15 protein-coding genes are annotated in these 14,648 nt (G+C 72.9%); 8 read left to right on the top strand and 7 right to left on the bottom strand.

Features of this window, described 5'->3' with window-relative positions:
- Positions 1 to 87: 87 nt before the first annotated feature.
- The 3 genes from ABZ904_RS36815 (at position 88) to ABZ904_RS36825 (ending at position 3,318) form a co-directional block, all read left to right on the top strand.
- Positions 88 to 522, top strand: coding sequence for a hypothetical protein (locus ABZ904_RS36815; protein ID WP_361828476.1), 435 nt, complete (start codon positions 88 to 90; stop codon positions 520 to 522).
- Between the two features lie 455 nt (positions 523 to 977).
- Positions 978 to 2,081 carry a PP2C family protein-serine/threonine phosphatase gene (locus ABZ904_RS36820; RefSeq protein ID WP_359402968.1) on the top strand — a complete coding sequence of 368 codons (1,104 nt, stop codon included), beginning with the start codon at positions 978 to 980 and terminating at the stop codon, positions 2,079 to 2,081.
- 94 nt (positions 2,082 to 2,175) lie between these two features.
- Positions 2,176 to 3,318 carry a hypothetical protein gene (locus ABZ904_RS36825; protein ID WP_360991227.1) on the top strand — a complete coding sequence of 381 codons (1,143 nt, stop codon included), beginning with the start codon at positions 2,176 to 2,178 and terminating at the stop codon, positions 3,316 to 3,318.
- Positions 3,319 to 3,381: 63 nt separating this feature from the next.
- Here the strand turns inward: ABZ904_RS36825 and ABZ904_RS36830 are convergent, their stop codons facing one another.
- Entirely contained in the window at positions 3,382 to 4,623 is a 1,242-nt protein-coding gene (locus tag ABZ904_RS36830; protein WP_360991230.1) for an amidohydrolase, read from the bottom strand.
- Between the two features lie 49 nt (positions 4,624 to 4,672).
- Positions 4,673 to 4,840 carry a hypothetical protein gene (locus ABZ904_RS36835; RefSeq protein ID WP_359402884.1) on the bottom strand — a complete coding sequence of 56 codons (168 nt, stop codon included), beginning with the start codon at positions 4,838 to 4,840 and terminating at the stop codon, positions 4,673 to 4,675.
- Between the two features lie 174 nt (positions 4,841 to 5,014).
- Here ABZ904_RS36835 and ABZ904_RS36840 point away from each other — a divergent pair, with 174 nt between their 5' ends.
- On the top strand, positions 5,015 to 6,358 hold the full coding sequence (locus ABZ904_RS36840; protein WP_359402881.1) for a helix-turn-helix domain-containing protein: 1,344 nt from the start codon (positions 5,015 to 5,017) through the stop codon (positions 6,356 to 6,358).
- A gap of 46 nt (positions 6,359 to 6,404) precedes the next feature.
- Here ABZ904_RS36840 and ABZ904_RS36845 read toward each other — a convergent pair whose 3' ends face one another.
- A complete protein-coding gene (locus ABZ904_RS36845; protein ID WP_360991235.1) occupies positions 6,405 to 8,249 on the bottom strand; it encodes an alkyl sulfatase dimerization domain-containing protein in 1,845 nt (614 codons plus the stop codon).
- 76 nt (positions 8,250 to 8,325) lie between these two features.
- Positions 8,326 to 9,270 carry a L,D-transpeptidase gene (locus ABZ904_RS36850; RefSeq protein WP_360991238.1) on the bottom strand — a complete coding sequence of 315 codons (945 nt, stop codon included), beginning with the start codon at positions 9,268 to 9,270 and terminating at the stop codon, positions 8,326 to 8,328.
- A 137-nt stretch (positions 9,271 to 9,407) separates the two neighbouring features.
- Between ABZ904_RS36850 and ABZ904_RS36855 the strand changes: the two genes are divergently transcribed.
- Together ABZ904_RS36855 and ABZ904_RS36860 are read left to right on the top strand one after the other, a co-directional pair.
- Positions 9,408 to 9,911 carry a SigE family RNA polymerase sigma factor gene (locus tag ABZ904_RS36855; protein ID WP_360991241.1) on the top strand — a complete coding sequence of 168 codons (504 nt, stop codon included), beginning with the start codon at positions 9,408 to 9,410 and terminating at the stop codon, positions 9,909 to 9,911.
- On the top strand, positions 9,901 to 10,641 hold the full coding sequence (locus ABZ904_RS36860) for a L,D-transpeptidase (RefSeq protein WP_359402869.1): 741 nt from the start codon (positions 9,901 to 9,903) through the stop codon (positions 10,639 to 10,641). Before ABZ904_RS36855 ends, ABZ904_RS36860 begins: the two co-directional genes overlap by 11 nt.
- A gap of 127 nt (positions 10,642 to 10,768) precedes the next feature.
- On the opposite strand, the gene ABZ904_RS36865 is transcribed toward ABZ904_RS36860, so the two are convergent.
- On the bottom strand, positions 10,769 to 11,191 hold the full coding sequence (locus ABZ904_RS36865; protein WP_360991245.1) for a MarR family transcriptional regulator: 423 nt from the start codon (positions 11,189 to 11,191) through the stop codon (positions 10,769 to 10,771).
- Positions 11,192 to 11,253: 62 nt separating this feature from the next.
- Here ABZ904_RS36865 and ABZ904_RS36870 point away from each other — a divergent pair, with 62 nt between their 5' ends.
- Both ABZ904_RS36870 and ABZ904_RS36875 read left to right on the top strand, forming a co-directional pair.
- On the top strand, positions 11,254 to 12,024 hold the full coding sequence (locus ABZ904_RS36870) for an alpha/beta hydrolase (RefSeq protein ID WP_359402863.1): 771 nt from the start codon (positions 11,254 to 11,256) through the stop codon (positions 12,022 to 12,024).
- A gap of 93 nt (positions 12,025 to 12,117) precedes the next feature.
- Positions 12,118 to 12,402, top strand: a complete 285-nt coding sequence (locus ABZ904_RS36875; RefSeq protein ID WP_359402860.1) for a ribosomal protein L7/L12 — start codon at positions 12,118 to 12,120, stop codon at positions 12,400 to 12,402.
- Here the strand turns inward: ABZ904_RS36875 and ABZ904_RS36880 are convergent.
- Both ABZ904_RS36880 and ABZ904_RS36885 read right to left on the bottom strand, forming a co-directional pair.
- On the bottom strand, positions 12,399 to 13,415 hold the full coding sequence (locus ABZ904_RS36880; RefSeq protein ID WP_360991250.1) for a sporulation protein: 1,017 nt from the start codon (positions 13,413 to 13,415) through the stop codon (positions 12,399 to 12,401). The two genes, ABZ904_RS36875 and ABZ904_RS36880, sit on opposite strands and share 4 nt — an antisense overlap.
- Before the next feature lie 213 nt (positions 13,416 to 13,628).
- Positions 13,629 to 14,372 (bottom strand): DUF4142 domain-containing protein, encoded by a 744-nt coding sequence (locus ABZ904_RS36885; protein ID WP_360991253.1) that lies wholly within the window; start codon positions 14,370 to 14,372, stop codon positions 13,629 to 13,631.
- Positions 14,373 to 14,648: the final 276 nt, after the last annotated feature.

Below are 14,648 nucleotides of genomic sequence, written 5' to 3' on the forward strand. Positions count from 1 at the left end.
CGTCGCCCCGCATTCCAGCGCACACCTGGCCAGGACGGCTGGCAAGTCGGGATGCGCGGCCCACGGGGCCGTGTTTCGCTGGGGCTCATGAGGATCGTGCTGTTCGGGGCGACAGGGCTGGTGGACAGCCGGGTCACAGCCGTCAGCCGGTCCGGACGGGCGCCCTTGCCCACGGTGACCGCCACAGTGGCCGATGCCTTGGCCCCGAGTGCGCACTTCCGCGCCGTCAACCGCTCGCTCCGGCACGGCGCGTGTGAGGTCCGGACGGGCGCGGGTCGCCCGACGGCGCGCAGGCAGGAGCTGTGCGACCAGGCCGGATTCCCCAAGGCGCGCGCCCACCGGGGGGCGCCGGAGCACCACCGCACGGTCGCCGCCCTCGGCCGGACGCGCAACTCCCCGGCCGCCGAGGTCGCCCCGGCCGACGGCTCAGGCCGGATCAGGGCCGAGGGCCACACCGTGGCGTCCCCCGACGAACGGGACCAGGGCATGCACGTGCGCGTCCGCATGCCGGCCGGGCACTGACCGGGAGACGGGCGGCGGCGCCGGTGCCCACCAGGCCATCACCCCAGGACCGGACCCGGCAGGGCCGGGAGGAGGACGGCGGAGCCGTCCGCCGATGGTGGCGCGGCATCTCACGGCCCGGTATCCCCCGTACCGGCCCCGACCACGGGCACACCGCCCTCGGCGCCTCGCCCACGGGCCCCTCGGTCGCCGAGGAGTCCCCGCCGGCGGGCCCCGTCCGGGACAGATCCGCGCCGGCCGGTCGTACCGGTCCCGCCAGGAGTGCGGCTCCCCCTACCGTCAGAGACGGGTCCGCCGGCCCGGAGGTGAAGGGATCCGGCCCCGCCGTCCGGGCCGAGCCCGCCGGACCCCTGGGCGGTGGACTCGCGCGACCCGAGCGCGGCCGGCCCGCCGGGCCCGAGCGCGACCAGCTCCTTCACCCCGGCGTCTCCGGTGCCCGGACCCCCAGGCAGTCGCTGCTGCGCGTGCGCGGGCGCAGTGTCGCCTGGGTGCCGCCGCTCGTGCTGCTCATCGCCATCGCCGGGATCGACTGGGCGACGAGCGGCGATTTCCGCACCATCTCCTGGGTCGTCCTGGTCCCCGGTATCGCGGCAGCGATCTGCGGGCTGCGGGGCACGGCCGTCATCGCCGTGCTGGCCGTCATCGCCTACGAGCTCGAGGACCACGCCTGGCCCCACCAGTACCGGACCGGGCTGCCCGATTTCATCCTGGTCGTCATGGGCAGCGCGCTCGCCGTGCTGGCCTGCGTGGTCCGGCTGCGCGGGGAACGGCTCATGCTGCACATGCAGGACGTCGCCGACACCACCCGACGGGCGGTGCTGCGCCCGCTGCCGGCCCGCTGGGGCGGTCTCGACCACGCCGCGATCTACCTCGCCGCGGACAGCGTCGCCCGGGTCGGCGGCGACTTCTACGACATCCAGCCCGGCCCGCAGGGCACCCGGGTCCTGCTCGGCGACGTCCAGGGCAAGGGACTGGGCGCGGTCGAGGCGGCGTCCGCCCTGCTCGGCACGTTCCGCGAGGCGTCGTACCACGATCCCCTGCTCACCACGGTCGCCGAGCGGCTGGAGACCCGGATGCAGCGGCATGTGCGCTATCGCATCGTGATCGGGCGGCACGACGACACCGAGCGTTTCGCCACGGCCCTGCTGGTCGGCTTCCCGCCGAGCAACTCCCACTACGTGGACATCGTCAACTTCGGGCACGAACCGCCGCTGGTCGTCGCCCCCGGCGGCGTACGGTCGCTGCCGCCGGGTGAGCAGCTGCCGCTCGGCCTCGCCGCACTGGGCGCGGGACCGCCGGTGGCGCAGCGCGTGCCGCTCGCGGACGACGAGACATTGCTGCTGGTCACCGACGGGGTGAGCGAGGCGCGTGACGCCGAAGGGGAGTTCTTCCCGCTGCGGGACCAGGTGGCCCGCGCAGTCGCCGAGGATCCGCGTGTCGCCGACCCCGGGCGGCTGGTGAACTTCGTCAGGGACGGCACGCTGCGCCACAGCGGCGGGCACCTGGACGACGACACGACGATCTTCGCGGTGCGGCGACGCCCGGTCGGCGCCGACTGAGCCCGAGCACCGGGGTGTTGGATCTCCTCCGTCGCACCTTTGCAGGCGCAGCGGTTACGGTGCTGACGTGGCTGATCGATCGGGGGAGGGAACCATGCCCGGAACCGCGCTGCTGATCGCGGCGTCACCGGCGGGCAAAGGGTGTCTGGTGGACGCGGCCTCCGTGCTTCCGGTGCTCGCGGCCGTCGCCCCACCGGTGCTGTCGGGCACGGACACGGCGAACGTAGTCGAACTCGCCGACCCCGTCGAGCCGCAGGCCGTCCTCACCCGGCTGCGGGCCGCGGCGGCCGCCCCCGGTCCGCTGACGGTGTTCCTCACCGGGCAGCTCCAGCTCGACCGCCGCCAGCGCCTGCCCCACTTCGCGCTGGCGCGCACCACCCCGGCCACGGTCCGCTACACCGGTTTCCCCTGGCACTGGATCCCCGAGGAACTGCGGCTGCGCCCGCCGGGGACGACGACGGTCTTCGCGGACCTGCACGCGGATCCGGAGATGTGGCGGCACCTGCCCACAGGGCCCCTCGACTGCGGCCCCGCCGTCTCGCTCTACGGCCGCGTGGCCCCGCCGCCGGGACGCCGGGCGCCGGCGTCCCCGGCGTACATGAAGGCCCTGGCGACCCTGCTGCGCAGCGGCCACCGCCCCGATCCGGCGGCCCTGCACGAGCAGGCGCTGACCCGGGCGCACACGGAAGCGGGTGCAGCGGGGGACGTCGTCCTGACGCCCGGGCAGCCCACGCACCACCGGATGTGGCTCACGCCTCCACCCTTCACTCCCGTACCGCCCCCGGCCGTCGCCCCGGCGCCCCCGGACCCGCACGCCGCGCTCACCGCCGCCGTCCAGGGCGGCCGGCACGCGCAGGCGGACACCCTCGCCGCGCAGTGGGAGCAGGCCGCCCTGCGGGAACACGGACCGGGTTCGGAGGAGGCGCTGCACTGGATGGAGGTCCGCGCCGACCTCGCGATGCTCGCGGGCGACGCCGGCCGTAGCTGCGAGACCTGGCTGGCGGTCGCCGCCGCCCGGCTGTCGGCCGGCCGGAGCCCCGGGGATCCGGCGGTAGAGGCCGCCGTGGACCGCGCCCACCACCAGTGGGGCCGCATGCGGGACGCGGGCCGGGCCCGCGAGCTGGGACCGGCCCTGGCCGCGTTGCGCGAACGGGTGCCGGGACGGCGCGCGGGCGCCCTCGACCACGTCCGCGAACACCTTCGCCACCTTCAGCGTCAGCTTCAGAGCCAGCCGTGAGGGTGCGGGGCCGGGCGGGGCGTCAGCCCGTGTGCCGCGTGGAGTGAGTGGTCGCCGGCCAGGTCATGCCACGGACAGGTGCGCCAGGGCACCCGACACGAGCGTCCGTACGCCGGGGACGAGCGTGGACGTGTCGGGCGCGAAGCGGGGGCTGTGGTTGCTCGGGACCGCCGTGAACTTCTCCATCAGGTCGGCGCCCGGAGCCGCCTCCCAGACGTCGGCCGGGGTGCTCGTCACGAACCAGTACGCGTACGGGACGCCGTCCGGCGCCAGGTGCGGGAAGTCCTCGCTGCCCATGGCCGGACCGGGGTCGAAGACCGCACCCGTGCCGAACACCTCGCCGTGCACGGCGGCGACGCGGCGGTCGGTGCCGGCGTCGTTCACGGTGGCCGGGAAGTCGGCGCCGACGATCACCTCGGGCTCGCGCGGGCAGCCGGCGGCCAGGCACTCACCGGCCGCGATGCGCCGGATCGCGGCGATCATGCGGTCGCGGACGGCCATCGACTGCGTGCGCAGGTTGAGGGCGATGCGGGCTTCGGAGGGGATGACGTTGTGCCGGGTGCCCGCCTCGATCCTGCCCACGGTCAGCACCGCGGAGTCGCGCGGGGCGACCTCCCGGCTGACGACGGTCTGCAGCCGGGTGACCAGATAGGCGGCCGTGACCACGGGGTCCACGGTCGACTCGGGGCGCGAGCCGTGGCCGCCCTGGCCGTGCACGACGATGTCCACGTCCGTCGACGCGGACAGGATGAGGCCGGGGGAGTGCGCGTAGAGCCCGGCCGGACCCGGTGCCGCGTGCTGGCCGAGCAGGACGTCGGGGCGCGGGAAGCGCTCGTAGAGCCCGTCCGTGACCATGGCCTGCGCGCCCTGCCCGGTCTCCTCGGCGGGCTGGCCCACCATCAGCAGGGTGCCCGACCAGGCGTCGCGCCCGGCGGCCAGCGCCCCGGCGGCGCCCGCCAGCCAGGCGACATGCAGATCGTGTCCGCAGGCGTGCATGACGCCCGGCACCTCGGAGGCGTACGGCAGACCCGTCTCCTCGGCGACCGGAAGGGCGTCCATGTCGGCGCGCAGCAGGACGGTGGGACCGTCGCCGTTGCGCAGCACCCCGACGACCCCGGTGCCGCCGACGCCTTCGGCGGTCTCGTACCCGGCCTTGCGCAGCTGCTCGGCGAGCTTCCCGGCGGTCCGGTGCTCACGGAGGGAGAGTTCCGGATGGCGGTGCAGATCCCGGTAGCAGTCCTCCAGGCCGGCGACCGGGAGGTCGGCGGTGAGGTCCAGCGCGGTACGTGCGGCGGAGGAGGTCACGGGCCCAGAGTAGGCGCAGGGACCGCCCACCGGTACGGCGCCGCCCGGCTCAGCGCGGGGTGTGCGCGACGTGCTCGGCGGGCAGGGGTGTCGCTGCCCTGGCCGGTCCCGCGTTGGCCGCCGTGACCAGGGCGGCCACAGCGACGACCGCGGCGGCGAAGCCTCTGGCGTAACGCGGCGATATGCGTCCGTGGCGTACGGAAGGGCGTACGAGCACTGCAACCGACCTCGCAATTACAGCGATGGATTAAGCACGCTTAATGCGCTTCTAACGTAGGGGGTGAAGCGGCCTGACGGGAAGGCCGTCAGGGAAACTTCAGGCCCTCAAGACAAAGATTGACGAAGGGTCAAGAGGCAGCTTCATTACTGTGCTTACTGGCATGATTAATCCATGGCGGAGCGAGATGATCCGGAGACCATCGGGCGCAGGGTGCAGCAGTTGCGGCGCCAGCGGGGCATGACCCAGAAGCAGTTGGCCGAGCCCGCGTACACGCCTGCCTACATCTCCACCCTGGAGGCCGGACGCGTCCGGCCCTCCGACGACGCTCTGCGCCATCTCTCCGAGCGGCTCGGTGTCGCCTTCGACGAGCTGGCCACCGGGCGGCCCGCCCACCTCGGCACCGCTCTGCGGCTCAGGCTGACCGACGCCCAGCGCACCCTGGCCACCGGTGAGGCCGAGGCCGCGGCCGAACAGTACGGCGCGCTGCTCGCCGAGGCCGAGGCGAACGAGCTCGGCGCCGAGGAGGCCGCCGCGCTGCTCGGGCTCGGCGAGTGCGCCCTGGACGTCGGCGATCTGGCGACGGCACGGCGCTACTTCGAACGGTCCGAGAAGCGTCTGGCCGACGCCCCGCTGCCCAGCCGGGCCCCGGCGCTGCGCGGCCGTGCCGTCTCCCACTACCTGGCCGGCGAACTCCGTTACGCCTGCTACCTGCTGGAGTCCACGCTCGACGAGCTCAACCGCTCCGGACTGCACGACCCCGACGCCCTGCTGCTGCTCTACGCGAGTGCCATAGGCCCGTACATGGACATGGGCGCGCACGTGCGGGCGGCGCAGGCGGCCGAGTTCGCCCTGGCCCTCGCGCCCCAGGTCCAGGACCCCGCCCTGGTGGCCCGTATGCACCGGTCCGTGGCCCGCACGCTCCTCGCCGAGGGCCGTGTCGCCGAGGCGGACGCCTCCCTCGCCAAGGCCGCCGAGCTCTACCGCCAGCTGCAGATCCGCACCGAGCTGGCCAACTGCCACTGGATGCGCGGCTACCTCTACGCCCAGAACGGCGAACTTGGGCGGGCTGAGGGCGAGTTGCGCGAAGCCCTCGCCATGCTCTCGGAGAAGCGGGCCGCCCTCTACAGCAGCCAGGTCGCGGTGGAACTCGCGGACGTGCTGCACCGGCGCGGGAAGTCCGCCGAGGCCGCGGAACTGCTGCACGGTGTCCTCGGCGACATCGGCCCGGAGCGCGGCGCGGTGCACTCGGCCGCCGCGCACCGCCTCCTCGGCATCATCGCGGAGGACGCCCGTGACACGGAGGCCGCGGAGGAGCACTACGTGCGTGCGCTCAGCCTGCTGGAGCGGGCGGGCGCGGCGGGCGACCTCGCGGACCTGTGCCGGCTGCTCGGCGATCTGCTGCGCCGCACCGGCCGGGTGGAGGCGGCTCTGGACGCCTACCGCACGGGCCTCGGCCACCGCACCGCCCCGGGCACCACGACCCTGGGCCCGGCACCCGCCCAGCCGCCCCTCTGACCTGTGAACCGGCCGGCCGGGGAGCCCTCGGATCCCGCGGAACCCGTCAGGGCGTGACGACCGGGAACCGCCGGTCCGGCTGCGTCACATACGAGAACAGCCGCTTCAGCAGCCCCCGGTCGCCGTCCGTCTCGATGCCCGCGAGCCCCCGGCCCGCGAGCAGGCCGAGCAGTTCGGGACGGGTGAGCGTGAGCGTCAGGCCCGCATGCGGCTTCGGTGTGCGGTGCAGCGGCAGACTGCGGTGGGTGAGCGCGCCGTGCTCCAGGTTGATCCGGTACCGGCGCTCCTCGTCGATGATGATCAGATCGATGATCAGCCGCGGCTCGCGCGCCGCACGTGGCCCGTCGATGCGGACCGCGAGGGAGTCGAGCAGCATGCCGACGCCGAGCGCGGACGTGATGCCGGCCGTGTCCGTGGCGACGGCGGGGCCGCCCGCGTCGCCGACCAGCTCCCGGGCCCCGGTCAGGTAGATGTTCCGCCAGGTCCCGTTCTCGGCGCCGTGTCCGAGCCCCTCGTACACGACCGCGAGCGTACGCCTGGCCTCCTCGTCGTCCGGGTCGGCGAAGACCAGGTGGTTGAGGAGGGTCGCGGCGAAGCGCAGGTCCCCGGCGTCGGCGTACCGGCGCGCCGCCGCGAGCATCGGGTCGCGGCCGCCCGCGACCTCCACGTACCGCTCGGCGAGCTGGACCGGCGGGTGTTCCCACAGATGGGCGGGGTTGCCGTCGTACCAGCCCAGGTAGCGCTGGTAGACCGCCTTGGCGTTGTGGCTGAGGGACCCGAAGTAACCGCGTGCGTGCCAGGCGCCCTCCAGCGCGGGCGGCAGCCGCAGCTCCTCGGCGATCTCCGCTCCCGTCAGACCGCTGTTCAGCAGGCGCAGGGTCTGGTCGTGCAGATAGGCGTACAGGTCCCGCTGCTCCGCCAGTAACCGCACGACGTTCTCGTGCCCCCAGGTCGGCCAGTGGTGCGAGGCGAACGCCACGTCGTAGGCGTCGCTGAAGAAGTCGATGGCCTCGTCGAGGTAGCGGGACCAGACGCGGGCGTCGCGGACCAGGGCCCCGCGCAGGGTCAGGATGTTGTGCAGGGTGTGGGTGGCGTTCTCGGCCATGCACAGCGCGCGCCGATGGGTGACCAGGAAGTTCATCTCGGCCGGTGCCTCGGTGCCCGGTGTCAGCTGGAACAGGATCCGTACCCCGTCCACGATCTCCGTCTGCCCGCTGTGCGTGACGTCGACGGTCGGCGGGACGAGGCTGACCGTGCCGGTGGACATGGTCGTGCCGAGGCCGGTGCCGATCTGTGCGTCCGGCGCCTTCGGCAGCCGGGTGCCGTGCATGAACCCGGCGCGGCGGGCGACCGCGGGCCCGGCGAACACGTTCTCGCTGACCGCGTGCTCCAGGAACCCGACCGGTGCGATGACCGGCACGCCCGCCTCCGCCTCGCGCGGCAGCACACCGCGGGCACCGCCGAAGTGGTCGACGTGGGAGTGGGTGTAGACCAGTCCGGTGACGGGCCGTTCCCCGCGGTGCCGCCGGTACAGGGCGAGGGCGGCCGCGGCACACTCCGCGGAGATGAGCGGGTCGACGACGACCACCCCCCGGTCGCCCTCCAGGAGAGTCATGTTCGCCAGATCGAGCCCGCGCACCTGGTAGACGCCCTCGGTCACCTCGTACAGCCCCTGCCGTGCGCACAGTTGCGACTGCCGCCACAGACCGGGATGCGCGCTGTCGGGGCAGTCCCCGGCGAGAAAGGCGTACGCGTCCCCGTCCCACACCACCCGTCCGTCCCCGGCCGTCACCACGGCGGGCACGAGGGCGGCGACGAACCCTCGGTCGGCGTTCTCGAAGTCGGTCCGGTCCTCGAAGGGGGGAAGACCGTCGCGGGGCGCGGCGTCCATGGGGCCAGCCTCGGGGCAGGGGACACCGCGGGCCAGCGGTGGGGGACCGTTCGAGGACCGGCAACCGCGCCGCTGTTCAGCCGGACGCGGACGCGAGGGCGCTGCCCGCTCGCCAGTCGGCCCAGCCGACGTTCCAGTCGCCGTAGCCGTTGCCCGGCGCGACCGTCTCCCGGGAGCCGACGACCGTCACCACGTCACCGGGGACGACCTCGTCGTAGAACCGCTTCGCCGTGCCGTCCGTGGCGAGTCCCACGCAGCCGTGGGTGACGTTCTGGTGGCCCGCGTATGTGTCCGCCTTCGGGTTCTGGTGCAGATACGTGCCCGAGGCGGTGAGGTGCACGGCGTAGAAGTAGTAGCCCGCGTAGGCGTCGCCGTAGCCGACCGTGCGCGAGTTCATGAAGACCCTGCGGGCCTTGTCGGACACGACCATCGTGCCGTTCCAGGTGTCCATGCCGGGCGCGCCCGCGGTGATCGGCACGGTCCGGGTGGAGCCGTCCGTGACGACCTTCATGGTGTGCGTGCGCACGTTCACCGTGGCCACGAGGGAGCGGCCGACGCTGAAGTGCCGGGTGATGCCGGAGCCCGCGTGCACGGTCACCCGCGTCCCGGGCCGCCAGTAGGTGCGCGGTCTGAAGTCGACGCGCTGACCGTCGAGCAGATTCCGGTCCCTGACCCAGCTCCAGGAGCCCTCCACCTGTGCGACGACCTTCAACTGCCGCTCTGTCTCGGCGCGTTGGTCCCGTGGTACGGGACGGCTGAAGGTGACGGATATCGGCATGCCGACGCCGACGGTCTGCCCGTCGGCGATGTTGATGTGCGCGCCGTGCAGTCGCTTCAGCGGCTTCGGCGTGGGCTTGGGCGTCGGGTCCGCCGTCGTGCCAGGCTGCCCCGTCGCCGCGTGCACCTGGGCGCCCGCGTGCGGTGCGGCCGTCTGCGCGCAGCCCGCGAGCGCCGCCAGCGCGCACACGGCAGCGGCCGTCCGGGAAAGCCCGCGGCGCCCGCTCCTGGTTCTGCTGCTCATCGTGTCCCCCCTGTGGTGTGTTTCGATGTGCGGCGTACGGGACGTGTACGCACGGGGGAGACGACCCGGTTGCGAGCCGACTCCGGGAAAGGCGCGGGACGTTGTGGCGGGGCGATGAGGGAGCACGTGGCGGGGGCATGACGGAGGAAGAGTTCGACGCGTTCTACGCCACCGCGTTCCCCAGGCTGACCGGGCAGCTCTACGCGTTCACCGGGGACCACGGTGAGGCGCAGGACGTGGTGCAGGAGGCGTTCGTACGCGCCTGGGACCGGCGTCGGGAGTTCCTCGCCGACGGGGCGCCCGAGGCCTGGGTGCGGACCGTGGCGATGCGGCTCGCGGTCAGCCGCTGGCGGCGGGCGCGACGCTGGGTGGAACTGGTGCGCCGTACTCCGCCGCCCGAGCACACACCGGGTCCGGACCCGGAACGGGCCGCGCTGGTGGCCGCGTTGCGCAAACTGCCCGAGCCGCAGCGGATGGCCCTGGTTCTGCACCATCTGTGCGACCTGAGTGTGGAGCAGGTAGCCTCCGAGACCGGCGCTCCGGTGGGGACGGTCAAGGCACGGCTGTCCCGGGGCCGGGCGGCCCTGGCGCGAGAACTGGCCGTCGGCGACGAGGAGAGGGAGGACGACCGTGTCCGATGACCTCGCCGCGGGGCTGCGCGAACTGGCCGCTTCCGGGCAGGCCCCGCCGTCCGTCCCCGGCCCCGAGATCCGCCGCCGGGCGGGCGCGCGCCGACGCCGCCGCCGTACGGTCACCGCGGTCACCGGCGCCTCTGCCGCCGCGGCTCTGGGTGTCGTGCTGCTGCTGGGGCTCACCGGCCCGGGCACGGAGGACCGCACCTCCCCGGCCGCGACCCCGGCGAGCGTGCCGAGCACCCGGGCGGCGGCCGTCGCGACGGTGGACCTCAGCCGGCGGATGCTCATCGTCGGCTCCCGCGCCGTGCCGGTCTCCGCGGGCGCACGGCGCACTCCCACGCCGACCGGACGGATGACGGTCACCGCCCTTTCGGACATCAGGACGCTGTCCGGCAAGGAGGTCGGCCTCACGGGCGCCTACGGCATCAAGGTGCCCTGGGTGGTCGAACTCAGCGCGGACGACGGCACGACCACCTACTTCGGCGGTCTGGCGTACGACGCCAAGGCGCCCGGTCGCTACGACACGACGAGCGGCTGGATCGGCCTGGGCCTCAGTGACGCGAAGTGGCTCTACAAGCGGTTGAGCGTGGGCGACGTGGTCGACATCGAGAGCGGCGAGGTCTCGCCCTCACCGGCAGGGACGTCCAAGGCGGCCGACCGCCACTTTGCGGGAACGACGGCGACGGGACCCTCGTCCCCGCCGGCCGGCACGGGGGCCGGTACCGGCCGGCGCTAGGCGCGTCCGCCGTCTCGGCACGCCCGGTTCCCGGCCACGGCGGATGCGGTGGCCGGGGAGGGCAGGAGCCGGGGTGTCCCCGCCGACGCGGGACGCCCGGAGTGAACGAGCACCTCCGTGACCGGCCTTAATCGTCCTCCGGTTCCTCGGTCAGGCGTCGGAGCAGGGCGAGCAGGGCCGTCCGCTCGGATTCGGACAGCGGGGCGAAGCACTCCGCGAGGACCTCGTCGGCCACCCGGTGACCCGCCCGCAGCGTCTTCTCTCCGGCCGGTGTCAGGTGGTGCTCGATACGCCGGCCGTGACCCGGCCGCCGCTCGACCAGGCCCTGGCTCACCAGCCGGCCGGCGAGTGTGCCGAAGGCCTGCTCGCTCTGGAATGTCGCGGTGGCCAGCGATCTCGCGGTCGCCCCCGGCGAGCGGCTGATCGCCCGCAGTGCGTCCCACTGGGCGAGTGTCGTCCCGACGGCCGAGAGCCGGCTGTCCAGCGCCCGGTGCTGTCGGTACTGGACCTGTTTCACGGCTCTTCCGAGGATCTGCAGTTCAGCGGCCATGAGTGCAGGCTAGCATCTGACTAAGCTTGCTTATATAAAGATGTTTAGTTAGCGTGATGGCCATGACGACATCACCGGCACTCGCCCAGCCCGAGCCCGTCCTCACCCTCACCGAGTCCGGTACGGGACGCCCCGTACTGATCCTGCACGGCGGCGGAGGCCCCGCCACGGTCGCCGGACTCGCCGCCCAGGTGGCGCGGAACGCCCACACCCTCGTCCCCACCCATCCCGGCTGGAACGGCACCCCGCGCCCCGACTGGTTCACCGGCGTCGACGATCTGGCCCTGGCCTATCTGCACTTCCTCCAGGACAGGCAGCTGCGGGATGTGCTGGTCGTCGGCTCCTCGCTCGGCGGCTGGATCGGCGCGGAGATGGCCGTGCGCGACCAGGCCGGAATCATCACCGGGCTCGTCCTGATCGACGCCGTCGGAGTCGCGGTCGAGGGGGAGCCGATCACGGACTTCTTCGCCCTCGACGCCCGCGGTGTCGCCCAGCACGCCTACCACGACCCCGACCGCTTCTACGTCGACCCGGCCGACGTGCCCGAGACGCAACGCGCCCTGCGTCAGGGGGACATGGCGGCCCTGCGCACCTTCGCGGGCGACCCGTACATGCACGACCCGAAGCTCTCGCGCCGCCTCGGGCGCCTTCGTCTTCCCGCCCTTCTGCTGTGGGGCGAGAGCGACCGCATCGTCACGCCCGCCTACGGTGCCGCGTACGCCGCCGCGTTCGGCAATGGCCGCCTCGAGATCATCCCGGAGGCGGGCCATCTGCCCCAGATCGAGCGGCCGGAGACCACGTTCGCCCTGATCGACGCCTTCCTCAAGGAGTGAGCCGCGGCGGGCCGAAGGAGTGATCAACCGCACGCGCACGGCCGGGCGCGCCGGACCGGGTCCGGACGGGACGCGCCCCTAGGGTCGCCGCCCATGAACATATGGGGTCTTCTCGTCGTCTACGCCCTGCTCCTGGTCGGGTACACCGGTGTCGAAGCGAAGCTCAGGCGCAGCGACCGCCGAATCGCCCGGGTCGAGCGGAAACTCGACCTGATCCTTGACCACTTGGGGCTCCGCCACGGCGACCCGGATCTGGCCCGGGTCGCCGCCCTGCTGAACGACGGCAAGAAGATCGCGGCGATCAAGGCGTACCGCGAGATCACGGATGCCGACCTGAAGGAGGCGAAGGAGGCCGTCGAGCGGATGACTCAGCCCTAGTCCTCGTCGCCTTCGAAGAAGTCGCCGATCTCGTCCACCACCTCCGCCGCGACCAGCCCGCCGACGACGCCCATGGCCAGTCCCGCCGCACCCGCGGCGACCGCCGTGCCGAGGCCGGGGCCGGAGCGATGGCCGTCGTGGTGGTCGTCATGGTGCGGACCGTGGTGGCCGTGACCGGCGTACGGGTCATGTCCCGCGTAGTGGCCGTGTTCCGCGTGGGTCCACTGCGTTCCGTACGCGGCCCGGTGCTCGACCAGCTGTCCGACCCAGCCCTCGACGGTGGCGTTCCAGTCGCGGGTCGGGACCTCGTGGTGGGCGGCCGTGAAGCGGGCGAGTGCGTCATGGCCCGACGAGAAGAGGCCGCCGCGCTTGTCGGCCTCCAGGACGACGTCGACGCCGTCGGGGGTGGCGAGGAACGTCAGCTCGATTTCGTTGACCGCGTGCGCGTACTGCGGGGCCGGGGTCAGCTCGATCTCCTGGTAGAAGGGCAACTGCTGTCCCGTACCGCCGATGCGGCCGTACTCGAGGTCGGCCGAGCGGAAGCCGAAACCGAGTTGGCCGAGAGCTTCGAGGACGGCCTCCTGCACCGGCAGCGGCCTGACCGACAGCGGGTCCAGGTCGCCCTTGTCCTTCGCGCCGGCCACCGCGAGCTCGGTGCGCACGCCGAGCAGGACGCCCAGCTGCTGCCCGTACAGCTCGGTGATCGGTGTCTCCCACGGCAACGTCACCGCGAACGGCACGCTGAGCTGCTCCTCCACGTCCAGCCTGAAGCCGCCGCCGACCGTGAACCGGGCGAAGGTCGCCGTCCCGTGGCTCTCCCCCTCCCCGTGCTCGGCCTCCACCCGCGCGACCAGTTCGAGCCCGATGTGCTCGATCTCCACGGGTGAGTCGCCGCCGCGCAGGTGCACCTGGCCGGAGAGGGTGCCGCCGGGCAATGCCACGACGGTGTCGAGGACCGAGTCCACCGAGGGGCCGCCTACGCCCATGGCCCCGAGCAGCCGTTTGAACACCATGCCGGTGTCGCTCCTTCACTGATCGCACTCGCCGCCCGTCCCCACGGTCGGCGACCGCCGGCACCGTACGCCGGTCCGATGCCAGTTGAACCGGCCGAAGCGGCGGCGGAGTTCCCGAGCAGCGAAGTCATGACGCAAGCCACCCGTACGGACGACGAATTCCCGCCGATGGCCGGAGCAGGGTGGCTCGTGAAGCCGTCCTGCTCCGCGGGATCAGCCCGTGGTCGGTACCGGTGAGGGAGTCGTCGAGGGCGGCGGGGTGAAGCCCGGCGGCGGGGAGAGGATCACGGTCGGCTCGCCGGGCGCGGGGGCCGGCGGAGTCATGCTGCTCTTGGGGAGCTTCGGCGGGGTCGTCTCCTGGAACAGCACCGAGTCGAAGTTCACCAGACCCGTCTGCTCCATCACCGTGATGTGGTCGAGCACCGTGTCGTTGGCCTGGTCGGCCAGCTGGCGGACCAGGGTGTTCTGCGTGGTGGCGCGGATGTTGGCGATGACCGGGAAGATCTGGCCGTGGGTCACGCGGAGGATGTTCGCGAGGTCGTGGTCGAACTGCTTGCCCTGGTCCGCGGTCAGCGTCGCCACGAACCCCTGCTGCTGCGGGCTCGGCTGGTTCGGCAGCGCGATGCCCAGCTGCGCGGCCACCTTCCGGCACGTCGCGTCGAGATTGGCGTGCCCGTTGATGAGGTGCTGTCCCGCGGTGCGTACGGCCGGGGTCGTGCCCTTCTTCACGGCCAGCTCACCGGAGGGGAACTCCCACAGACCGGCCGCCCGCACCTTGACGACGAAGTCGCGGTCCGCCTCGGTCAGCGGTCCGGACGAGGTGTTGGCGATCACGCGCGTCGGAGCGCTCGACACGGTCTGCACGCCCAGCATCGAGGGATAGACAAGAGCCGTCAGAGTCAGCGTCAGAGCGCCGGCCACGAAGAGGGTTCCCGCCGCGTTCCGTGATATGCGCATGGCACCTCCTGGTTGTTCCTACGCCCAGGGATACGGGTGTGGCGGAGCTCGGCACCTTTTCGAGGGGCAAAATCGGCGGGGCCCGCACTGTGGCGGCCGTCACACAGTGAGCCGCGTCGGCCGAGGGACGGTGGCCGGCCGGGGGAAACGCTCCAGGAAAACGGCTGTCGCTTCGGAAAAGTGGCTCTCCTGTCGCTTCCGTGGGTCGCTGACCAGGGCTGATGCAGAGAACACGCCGTACCCGGGATACGTTTCGACTGCTGAAGGTACGAAACG

Origin of the sequence: Streptomyces sp. NPDC046900, assembly GCF_040644975.1 — a bacterium.
Lineage (GTDB): Bacteria > Actinomycetota > Actinomycetes > Streptomycetales > Streptomycetaceae > Streptomyces.

What these genes read in the sequence shown, in the direction of transcription:
- ABZ904_RS36840 (WP_359402881.1), top strand. Translation starts at nt 5,015, where the DNA reads ATGGCGGAGCGAGATGATCCGGAGACCATCGGGCGCAGGGTGCAGCAG.
- ABZ904_RS36825 (WP_360991227.1), top strand. Translation starts at nt 2,176, where the DNA reads ATGCCCGGAACCGCGCTGCTGATCGCGGCGTCACCGGCGGGCAAAGGG.
- ABZ904_RS36865 (WP_360991245.1), bottom strand. Translation starts at nt 11,191, where the DNA reads ATGGCCGCTGAACTGCAGATCCTCGGAAGAGCCGTGAAACAGGTCCAG.
- ABZ904_RS36875 (WP_359402860.1), top strand. Translation starts at nt 12,118, where the DNA reads ATGAACATATGGGGTCTTCTCGTCGTCTACGCCCTGCTCCTGGTCGGG.
- ABZ904_RS36885 (WP_360991253.1), bottom strand. Translation starts at nt 14,372, where the DNA reads ATGCGCATATCACGGAACGCGGCGGGAACCCTCTTCGTGGCCGGCGCT.
- ABZ904_RS36850 (WP_360991238.1), bottom strand. Translation starts at nt 9,270, where the DNA reads ATGAGCAGCAGAACCAGGAGCGGGCGCCGCGGGCTTTCCCGGACGGCC.
- ABZ904_RS36855 (WP_360991241.1), top strand. Translation starts at nt 9,408, where the DNA reads ATGACGGAGGAAGAGTTCGACGCGTTCTACGCCACCGCGTTCCCCAGG.
- ABZ904_RS36880 (WP_360991250.1), bottom strand. Translation starts at nt 13,415, where the DNA reads ATGGTGTTCAAACGGCTGCTCGGGGCCATGGGCGTAGGCGGCCCCTCG.
- ABZ904_RS36845 (WP_360991235.1), bottom strand. Translation starts at nt 8,249, where the DNA reads ATGGACGCCGCGCCCCGCGACGGTCTTCCCCCCTTCGAGGACCGGACC.
- ABZ904_RS36815 (WP_361828476.1), top strand. Translation starts at nt 88, where the DNA reads ATGAGGATCGTGCTGTTCGGGGCGACAGGGCTGGTGGACAGCCGGGTC.
- ABZ904_RS36870 (WP_359402863.1), top strand. Translation starts at nt 11,254, where the DNA reads ATGACGACATCACCGGCACTCGCCCAGCCCGAGCCCGTCCTCACCCTC.